The following is an 8,961-nucleotide window of genomic DNA, read 5'->3' as shown; positions in this document are numbered from 1 at the left end:
CCGCGCTCCCGGGCAGACATCGACCGTCCTCGGGCAGGCCTTATCGGCCGAGGTCAAGCAGGGTCGTGTCCGCTCTTCCCTAAACCCGAACAGTTGAGAGGGCAGATGCCCGCATCACAAGCCAGGGAGAGGCAAGAGAGATGATATCAGAAGCCATCGTCGCGGGCATTGACGTTTCCAAGGATCGGCTGGACGTACATGTCCTGCCCGCAGATCAGGTTCTGAGCGTGGACCATTCCCCCCAAGGGCTGGCGCGTCTGGTCGGGCTGCTGCGCCATCTGGGTGTGCAACGGATCGGGCTGGAGGCTTCGGGTGGCTATGAGCGCGCGGCGCTGGACGTGCTTGCACAAGCCGGATTTGCCGTCTGTCTGGTGCCACCTGCCCGCGTGCGGGCTCTGGCAAATGCCCTGGGCCGCCATGCCAAGACCGATCCCATCGATGCAAGGATGATCGCCTGCTACGTCCAGCACGACTATCAGCGCGATCCGGCGCGCCAGCGGCTGGACGAGCTGGCCAGCCTGCGCCGGCAATTGATCGCCGAGCGCAACAAGCTGGTCTCCCGGCTCGACATCGCTTCAGACACGATGGTGCGGCGCATGCTGGCCCGCATACATACCATGATCGCAGGCAACATCGCCCGCCTCGATGCTGAGATCGCCAACCATATAAACGCAACCCACCTCAGGGCGCGCTATGACATCCTGATCGCCGTGGCGGGCGTGGGGCCGGTGCTGGCCGCCACCTTGCTCTGCGACCTGCCCGAGTTGGGCAATGCCGCACCAAAACAGCTCGCCAGCCTGGTCGGGGTGGCGCCCCATGCCCGGCAATCAGGACGAACCGCACGCGCCGGGCGATGCAGCGGTGGCCGTGCCAGCGTCCGAAACGTCCTCTACATGGCAACGTTGAGCGCCCTGAAGGCCCGCGTCCCCGCCCTCGGAAAACCCTTCAAACTCGCCATCAACGCTGCAATGAGAAAGTTCATCACCATCCTCAATGCTATCGTCAAACAATCGACAGTTGCTTGACCCGAGGGTGACGGCCGGCGGTTGGGGGTGACGACAGCGACGGAACAGTTTACCCGCGCCGGAAAATCTTCTCGGAGATCAGCACGCGCAGGTGACCGTCCTCGACGCTGACTTCGCCATGGGCAATGAGCGTGCTGTTGGCGTAGATATTGAGCGGATCGTTTTCGGTGGCATCCAGTTCGATCACCGCGCCGCGGCCCATGCGCAGCAAATGGTGGATCGGCATCACCGTCGCGCCCAGCTCGACCGTGATGTCCACTTCAATATTGTCTAATGTGCTCATAGATAGATAGTGAACCCCGGCCCGGCCGACACGATGCGACCGATGAATCTCCTGAAGGTAACTCTCTGGCAAGCATGGTTATGGAAGCGTTAACGACAGCGGCGGATTCGTGCGAAATCGGGAATAAGCTGGCACGCATCGACCGCCAACCCGTGCAATGGATCATTTCGGCCGATCCGGTGCCCTATCCGCTGGCGCTGGAGACCATGCGCGCTCGCGCCGCCGCCATCGCCGCGGGCGAGGCGGAGGAGGCCATCTGGCTGCTCGAACATCCGCCGCTTTATACGGCCGGCACCTCGGCCCTGCCCGAGGACCTGCTGAGCGACCGCTTTCCGGTCTATGACGCGGGGCGTGGCGGGCAATATACCTATCACGGCCCCGGCCAGCGCGTCGCCTATGTCATGCTCGACCTGACCCGGCGCGGCCGCGATATCCGCTGCCTGGTCAAGGGGCTGGAGGGCTGGGTGATCGATACGCTGGCCGCCCACAATATCGTCGGCGAGCGCCGCGAGGGACGCATCGGCGTCTGGGTCAGGCGGCCGGACAAGGGCGCGCAGAAGGAGGACAAGATCGCCGCCATTGGCGTGCGGGTGTCCAAATGGGTGACCTTCCATGGCATTTCGCTCAACATCATGCCCGATCTCACCCATTATGACGGCATTGTGCCCTGCGGCATCAGCGATCAGGGCGTCACCAGCTTCGAGGATTTGGGCCAGCTCGTTTCCATGCCCGAGGTGGATTCGGTGCTGCGCACCGCGTTCGAGGGCCGGTTCGGCCCAACCGTTGCCGAGGCCGAGGAAAGCCTTGTCAGCGCGAGCCGGCATAGCCAAGTTGCATGATGATCGAATCGGGCCCTGGAGGACGCGATGACCCTGGACGACCTGAAACGCCTGTTCACCCGCCAGACGCTGTTCCGGCTTGACGCCATCCTGTCGCCGCGGCTGGTGCCCATTCTCTATGCGCTGGGCCTGGCCGGCATCCTGCTCTGGGCCGTTGGCCACCTGTTCTGGACCTTCGGCTTCGGTTTCGGCAACGGCCTGTGGGGCCTGCTGGAAATTGCCGTCTTCGGCCTGCTGGCGCTGGTGACGCTGCGCATCAGTTGCGAGGCATTGCTGGTATGGTTCAAGGCGCATGAACAGAGCGGCGACACGGTCAATCGCTCGCGCTATTCGGCCAGCCTGCTCGATGAAGTGCGCGACGCCATCCGCGACCTTGCCGAAGAGGGCGAGGATATCGACTATGCCGAGGCCGACGAATACATCACCCCGGCCACCGAACCCACCCCCTATGTGCCGCCGGTCCCCCCGGACATGCCGGCGACGCCACGCAGCCCGGCCACCGCGCCCGGTGAGACGCACAAGGCGCCCCGCCGCACCGCCAAGCGCACGCCGCCGCCCAAGAATGTGAGCTGATCGGCCCTACTGCTTGTTGATGCTCCAGGCGCCCGGTCCGGCAAAGACCAGGTAGCCGAAGATGAAACAATAGAGGATGGCCCCGCCGCCCATGTTGATCGACGGGAAGAAGCCTCCCGTCGAGACGTGGCCCATGAAATAGGCCACGGCCATGAAGCCGCAGAGCAGGAAGGCGACCGGGCGGGTAAAGAAGCCGACCAGGATCAGCAGCCCCCCGAAGAATTCGAGAATGCCGGCGGCGAGCAGCAGCCCCTCGACCGGGAACGGAAACGGCGTCGGGAAGCCGAACAGCTTCATCGAGCCGCTTTCGACGAACAGCAGGGCAGTCACGATGCGCAACACGGCGAGGGCCTGCGGCGCATAGGCGGAAAGACGGTCGAACATGATGGCGCTCCTCATAGCGATGTCTGGCCAGCCGGGCTGACCCATATCTGCTAGACGCGCATTGCGACCTGTTCCCGACACAATGTTGCCAATGCCCACAAAAAAGCCCGCGGATCGCTCCGCGGGCTCACGTTGGTTGGCTGGAGCGGCCTACTGCCTGTTGATGCTCCAGGCGCCGGGGCCGGAGAACACCAGGTAGAGGAAGATGAAGCAGAACAGGATTGCCGCGTCGCCGCCATTCATGGCCGGGAACAGGTTGGCCGGGGCATGGGCCATCCAGTAGGCAACGGCCATTTCGCCGGCGGCGATGAAGGCCGCCGGGCGGGTGAAGAAGCCGACCAGCACCATGAGGCCGGCGACGATTTCGATGATGCCGGCCAGGCCGAACAGGCTGAACAGCGGCGGCGCCATGTCGGAGGCGGGAAAGCCGATGATTTTCTGCGTGCCATGCAGGATAAACAGCAGGGCGGTGACGATACGCAGCACGGCCAGGGCCTGCGGCGCATAGGCGGAGAGACGGTCGAACATGGTGTGGCTCCTTTGAGCATCGGAATGCTGCGCCACCCCAACCGGCGCAAAACCGAACTAAAGCAATCGGTTGAAGGGCAAAACCGGCAACCTTGCGGACGCACCGTTCACCAGAACGTTCATTCAAGGCCACGTGTTCGCCATATCAGGAAGCCCTGCCCCGCGTCCTGCGGGAGGCGGTCACATTGCGTAACCGTCAAACTTTCTGTATGACGCGCGCAATCATTTCCCCTTTCGGAATTCACGCTCACATGAGCCAAGCGCCAAAAATTGGCCTCGTCAGCCTCGGCTGCCCCAAAGCCCTCGTCGACAGCGAACGCATCATGTCGACGCTGCGCTCGCAGGGTTATTCCTTCAGCCGCGATTACGCCGGGGCCGATATCGTCCTCGTCAACACCTGTGGTTTCCTCGATTCCGCCAAGCAGGAATCGCTCGAAGCCATCGGGGAGGCCCTCAACGAAAACGGCCGCGTCATCGTCACCGGGTGCCTGGGCGTCGAGGAAGAACTGATCCGCCAGACCCATCCGTCGGTGCTGGCCATTTCAGGGCCGCATCAATATGAGAATGTGGTCTCGGCCGTGCATGAGCACCTGCCACCGGTGCCCAACAAGTTCGTCGACCTGGTGCCCGAGCAGGGCCTCAAGCTGACACCGCGCCACTATGCCTATCTGAAGATTTCCGAAGGCTGCAACAATCGCTGCTCCTTCTGCATCATCCCCCAGATCCGCGGTGACCTGGCCTCACGCCCGGCCGCCGGCATTCTCGGCGAGGCCGAGGGCCTGATCCGCTCGGGCGTCAAGGAACTGCTGGTGATTTCGCAGGACACCAGCGCCTATGGCGTCGATATCAAATATGCCGAGAGCAATTATCGCGGCCGGCCGGTCAAGGCGAAGTTCTACGATCTCGCCAAGGAACTGGGCCAGCTCGGCGCCTGGGTGCGCCTGCACTATGTCTACCCCTACCCGCATGTCGATGCGGTAATGGAGCTGATGGCCGAGGGCCTGGTGCTGCCCTATCTCGATATTCCCTTCCAGCACGCCTCGCCCAAGGTGCTCAAGGCCATGCGCCGCCCGGCGCATCAGGAAAAGACGTTGAATCGAATTCTCGACTGGAAGCGGCAAGTCCCTGATCTGACGGTGCGTTCCAACTTCATCGTCGGCTTCCCCGGCGAGACCGAGGATGATTTCGAGATGATGCTCGACTTCATCGAGGAAGCAGAGATCGATCGCGCCGGGTGCTTCAAGTATGAGCCCGTCACCGGCGCCCCGGCCAATGAACTGGACGGCATTGTGCCCGACGAGATCATGCAGGATCGCTTCGAGCGCCTGATGGAAGTGGCGCAGAACGTTTCGACCGGGCAACTGGCCAAGAAGGTCGGGCGCACCATCCAGGTGCTGGTGGATGATGTGCAGCCCGAGGCCAACAAGGCCATCGCTCGCTCCAAGTGGGACGCGCCCGAGATCGACGGCAACGTCATCATCGGCAATGCCACCGGCATCAAGCCGGGCGACATGGTCGAGGTGCTGGTGACCGACAGCGACGAATATGACCTGTTCGCCGAGCCGGCGAAGGCGCTGAACTAGGGGCGGCTGCGCCCGCCCTCTCCCCACCGCGCGTCACCCTCGGGCCTGCCCCGAGGGCTTTTCACTTGGCGGAGCCATCGGCAAGTACAGCGCCCTCGGATCAAGCCCGAGGATGACGACCTGTGAGTATTCAAGCACTTGCGGGCAGTACCGGACTCTTTTCGCCAAGCCGCCCATGCCTGCCTCGCCAAGCCATTTTGCAAACTCACGGACCTGTGACAGGCTCGTCATGTTGCGAGTCCCATTTGAGGAGAATGGTATATGGCTTTTGACGGCGTAGGTTGGCTGGCGGCCATCATCATCGGCGGTCTTGCCGGGTGGTTGGCCAGCATGTTCATGAATGCCGGTGGCGGCGTGCTCAAGAATGTCATTCTGGGCATTGTCGGCGCCATCCTGGCGAGTCTGGTCTTCGGCCTGCTCGGCATTTCGTTCGGCGGCTGGATCGGCTACCTGGTTGCCGGTTTCATCGGCGCCTGCATCATCATCTTTATCGGACGCGCCGTGGCGCGCTAGTTTGCCGGGCGGCCACCACAGCGTGGCCGCCCGTCTCCGGAAACGAAATCGCGCCGGCGGCCCGGTTTCGGAAATCTCATTGCGGCCCCCCGCTTGCCCATAAATTACTCATCCGAAACAGTGCTTTACCGCTGGACGCCCTGACCGGTGCCATTGCATCTGACCGCCAACGACTCTTTCAACCGTTGGAAAACAGCGTCAGATGAACAAGATTTTTGCCACCGCCGTCGCCGCCCTTGCCTTGGGCAGCGCCCCCGCTTTCGCCCAGCCCACCGATATCCTCAACGCTTCCTATGACATCGGCCGCGAGCTATTCGAAGCCGAGAATGCGGCCTATGCCGCCTCGGGCGCGACCATCGCGATCAACCAGTCCCATGCCGGCTCCTCGACCCAGGCCCGCGCCGTGCTCGAGGGCCTGCCCGCCGACGTGGTGACCCTCAACCAGGTCACCGACATCGCCAAGCTGGTGGAAGGCGGTTTCGTTTCCGCCGACTGGGCCACCCAGTTCCCCAACAAGGCCTCGCCCTTCTATTCCTTCCCCTCCTTCCTGGTGCGTGCGGGCAATCCCAAGGACATCAATGACTGGGGCGACCTGGCCGAAGACGGCGTGCAGGTGATCTTCCCCAATCCCAAGACCTCGGGCAACGGCCGCTACACCTATCTGGCCGCACGCGCCTGGGCGGTGGAAGAATATGCCGGTGACGAAGCCAGGATCGAGGAATTCCTCACCAAGCTGTTCAACAACGTCCCGGTGTTCGAGACCGGCGGCCGCGCCGCCACCACCGCCTTCACCGAACGCCAGCTTGGCGATGTGCTGATCACCTTCGAGGCCGAGACCCTGGCCGTGGCCAACCAGCTCGGCACCGACAAATACCTGCCGGTCACCCCTTCGGTGAGCTTCCTCTCCGAATTCCCGGTCGCCATCGTCGATAAGGTGGTCGACAACCGGGGCAGCCGCGATGCGGCCAAGGCCTATCTCGATTTCCTCTATTCGCCCGAAGGCCAGGAAGTGGCGGCCGCCAATTTCCACCGCCCCAATGACGAGGCGGTTGCCGCCGCCCACGCCGAAACCTTCCCCGAAATCCGCCTGGTAACGGCCGAGGAAGCCTTTGGCGGCTGGGACGCGATTTCCGCCGAGCACTTCGCCGATGGCGGCCTGCTCGACAACGTGTTCCTCAATCAGTGATCGATCCGCAAACTCGATGTCACCCCGGCCTTGAGCCAGGGCCCATCCTGAGATAGCGCAATACGCCGCCAGATGGCCGTCAGAACCGCCACCTTGCGGCAACGGCAAAACCTCGAGATGGATCCCGGCTCAAGGCCGGGATGACACCGTGGTTTTGGACAGATCGGAACCAGACACCGGCGGGCAGCGATGTCCGCCCATTCCCGTGAGATACTATGGCGCAGAAACGCAGCAAGCATCTATTGCCCGGCTTCGGGCTGACGCTTGGCGTCTCCATGCTCTACCTGACCATTATTATCGTGCTGCCGCTGCTGGCCATGCTGCTCAAGGTGGGTGGCATGGGCTGGGAGGATTTCTGGCGTATCGTCGCCTCAAGGCGCTCGCTGGCCGCCTATCGCATCACCTTCAGTTCGGCGCTGGTCGCCACCCTGTTCAACGGCATTTTCGGCCTGCTGCTGGCCTGGGTGCTGACGCGCTACCGCTTTCCCGGCAAGCGCATGCTCGACGCCCTGATCGACCTGCCCTTCGCCTTGCCCACCGCCGTCGCGGGCCTGGTGCTGGTGATGCTGTTCGCCGAAACCGGCTGGTATGGCCAGTTCCTCGAACCCAATGGCTTCAAGGTCAACTACACCCAGGCCGGCATCATCGTCGCCATGACCTTCACTTCGATCCCCTTCGTGGTGCGCACGGTCCAGCCGGTGCTGGAAGAATTACAGACCGATCTCGAAGAGGTGGCTCGCACGCTTGGCGCCACGCGCTGGCAAATCTTCGCCCGCATCATCTGGCCCACCATCCTGCCCGCCTTCATGGCTGGCTGCGTGCTGTCCTTCGCCCGCTCGCTAGGCGAATTCGGCGCTGTGGTGTTCATTGCCGGCAACCTGCCCGGCCTCACCGAAATCGTCTCGCTGCTGATCTTCATCCGACTCGACGAGTATAATTACGAGGGCGCGGCAGCCCTGGCCTTCGTGCTGCTGCTCGCGGCTTTCCTCACCCTGCTGCTGACCAATGCCCTGCAGGCCTGGCAGGTGCGTTATGCCGAGAGGAGCCGGTGATGGGCGCGATGTCGTCGCGGGCACCGAACGGTTCCCTCCCCCTTGAGGGGAGGGCTAGGGCGGGGGTGTCGAGCGCCCCGCATGCTCGACACTACCGGGTTGGGACCACATTCGACACCCCCACCCCTAACCCCTCCTCTCAAGGGGGAGGGGAATCCAGCATCCGGTGCCTTCCATGACCACCACGGCAACCACCCGCTCCACCGGCGAAATCGCGCTGATCGCCCTCGCCTTCCTGTTTGCCGCAGCCCTGCTGCTGGTGCCGCTGGCGCTCATCTTCGGCTTCGCGCTGCGCGAAGGGCTGGGCGTCTATCTCGCCAATATCGCCGAGCCGACCACCCTCCATTCCATCGGCCTGACCGTGCTGACCGCCGTGGTGGTGGTGCCGATCAATATCGTCATCGGCGTCTGCGTGGCCTGGCTGGTGAGCCGGTTCGTGTTTCCCGGCCGGCAATTGCTGATCACCGTGATCGAGCTGCCCGCCGCCGTCAGCCCCATCGTAGCCGGCACCGTGTACCTCTTCCTCTATGGTGGCCAGGGCCTGCTCGGCCCGGCTTTGCAGGGCGCCGGCATCCAGCTGATGTTCACGGTCGCCGCCATAATCCTCGTGAGCCTTTTCGTCACCGCCCCCTTCGTCGCCCGCGAACTCATTCCGCTGATGCAGCAGCAGGGTTCCGAGGATGAGGAGGCGGCGCTCTCGCTCGGCGCCACCGGCTGGCAGATGTTCTGGTTCGTCACCCTGCCCAATATCCGCTGGGCCATTCTCTACGGCGCCATCCTCACCAATGCGCGCGTCATGGGCGAATTTGGTGCGGTTTCCGTCGTCTCGGGCTCGATCCGCGGCCAGACCAACACCCTGCCCCTGCAGATCAGCCAGTTGTTCAACGACTTCAACGTCACCGGCGCCTTCGCCGCGTCCTCGACGCTGGCCTTCATGGCGGTGCTGACCCTGGTGCTGAAATCGGCGCTCGAAGCCAAAGGCGGCTGGCGCTAGC

General features: G+C 63.5%; 11 protein-coding genes. 8 read left to right on the top strand and 3 right to left on the bottom strand.

Features of this window, described 5'->3' with window-relative positions:
- Positions 1–140: 140 nt before the first annotated feature.
- A complete protein-coding gene (locus tag ASD80_RS11155; protein ID WP_056232723.1) occupies positions 141–1,025 on the top strand; it encodes an IS110 family transposase in 885 nt (294 codons plus the stop codon).
- A gap of 49 nt (positions 1,026–1,074) precedes the next feature.
- On the opposite strand, the gene ASD80_RS11150 is transcribed toward ASD80_RS11155, so the two are convergent.
- On the bottom strand, positions 1,075–1,308 hold the full coding sequence (locus ASD80_RS11150) for a FliM/FliN family flagellar motor switch protein (protein ID WP_056232721.1): 234 nt from the start codon (positions 1,306–1,308) through the stop codon (positions 1,075–1,077).
- Between the two features lie 80 nt (positions 1,309–1,388).
- Here ASD80_RS11150 and lipB point away from each other — a divergent pair, with 80 nt between their 5' ends.
- Positions 1,389–2,147, top strand: coding sequence for a lipoyl(octanoyl) transferase LipB (lipB, locus tag ASD80_RS11145; RefSeq protein WP_244488983.1), 759 nt, complete (start codon positions 1,389–1,391; stop codon positions 2,145–2,147).
- A gap of 27 nt (positions 2,148–2,174) precedes the next feature.
- Positions 2,175–2,720: a DUF4282 domain-containing protein gene (locus ASD80_RS11140; RefSeq protein WP_056232717.1), complete on the top strand. Its 546-nt coding sequence runs from the start codon at positions 2,175–2,177 to the stop codon at positions 2,718–2,720.
- A 6-nt stretch (positions 2,721–2,726) separates the two neighbouring features.
- Here the strand turns inward: ASD80_RS11140 and ASD80_RS11135 are convergent, their stop codons facing one another.
- Positions 2,727–3,104: a DoxX family protein gene (locus ASD80_RS11135; RefSeq protein WP_056232778.1), complete on the bottom strand. Its 378-nt coding sequence runs from the start codon at positions 3,102–3,104 to the stop codon at positions 2,727–2,729.
- A gap of 150 nt (positions 3,105–3,254) precedes the next feature.
- The gene (locus ASD80_RS11130; protein WP_056232715.1) at positions 3,255–3,632 is read right to left on the bottom strand and encodes a DoxX family protein; all 378 of its coding nucleotides are present in this window, start codon (positions 3,630–3,632) and stop codon (positions 3,255–3,257) included.
- A 251-nt stretch (positions 3,633–3,883) separates the two neighbouring features.
- Here ASD80_RS11130 and rimO point away from each other — a divergent pair, with 251 nt between their 5' ends.
- The 5 genes from rimO to cysW all read left to right on the top strand — a co-directional run bounded on the left by rimO (position 3,884) and on the right by cysW (position 8,960).
- A complete protein-coding gene (rimO, locus tag ASD80_RS11125; RefSeq protein ID WP_200950280.1) occupies positions 3,884–5,215 on the top strand; it encodes a 30S ribosomal protein S12 methylthiotransferase RimO in 1,332 nt (443 codons plus the stop codon).
- A gap of 261 nt (positions 5,216–5,476) precedes the next feature.
- Positions 5,477–5,728, top strand: a complete 252-nt coding sequence (locus tag ASD80_RS11115; RefSeq protein WP_056232709.1) for a GlsB/YeaQ/YmgE family stress response membrane protein — start codon at positions 5,477–5,479, stop codon at positions 5,726–5,728.
- 202 nt (positions 5,729–5,930) lie between these two features.
- The gene (locus tag ASD80_RS11110; RefSeq protein ID WP_056232707.1) at positions 5,931–6,914 is read left to right on the top strand and encodes a sulfate ABC transporter substrate-binding protein; all 984 of its coding nucleotides are present in this window, start codon (positions 5,931–5,933) and stop codon (positions 6,912–6,914) included.
- Positions 6,915–7,129: 215 nt separating this feature from the next.
- Complete coding sequence (gene cysT, locus ASD80_RS11105) at positions 7,130–7,966, top strand: sulfate ABC transporter permease subunit CysT (protein WP_056232706.1); 837 nt, start codon at positions 7,130–7,132, stop codon at positions 7,964–7,966.
- Positions 7,967–8,132: 166 nt separating this feature from the next.
- Positions 8,133–8,960: a sulfate ABC transporter permease subunit CysW gene (gene cysW / locus ASD80_RS11100; protein ID WP_413813372.1), complete on the top strand. Its 828-nt coding sequence runs from the start codon at positions 8,133–8,135 to the stop codon at positions 8,958–8,960.
- The last annotated feature ends 1 nt before the right edge of the window (position 8,961 follow it).

The sequence above is a fragment of the Devosia sp. Root635 genome, from assembly GCF_001427605.1.
Classification (GTDB): domain Bacteria; phylum Pseudomonadota; class Alphaproteobacteria; order Rhizobiales; family Devosiaceae; genus Devosia.
The sequence above is the reverse complement of the archived record's forward strand: the minus strand, read 5'-3'. Positions and strand labels throughout refer to the sequence as shown.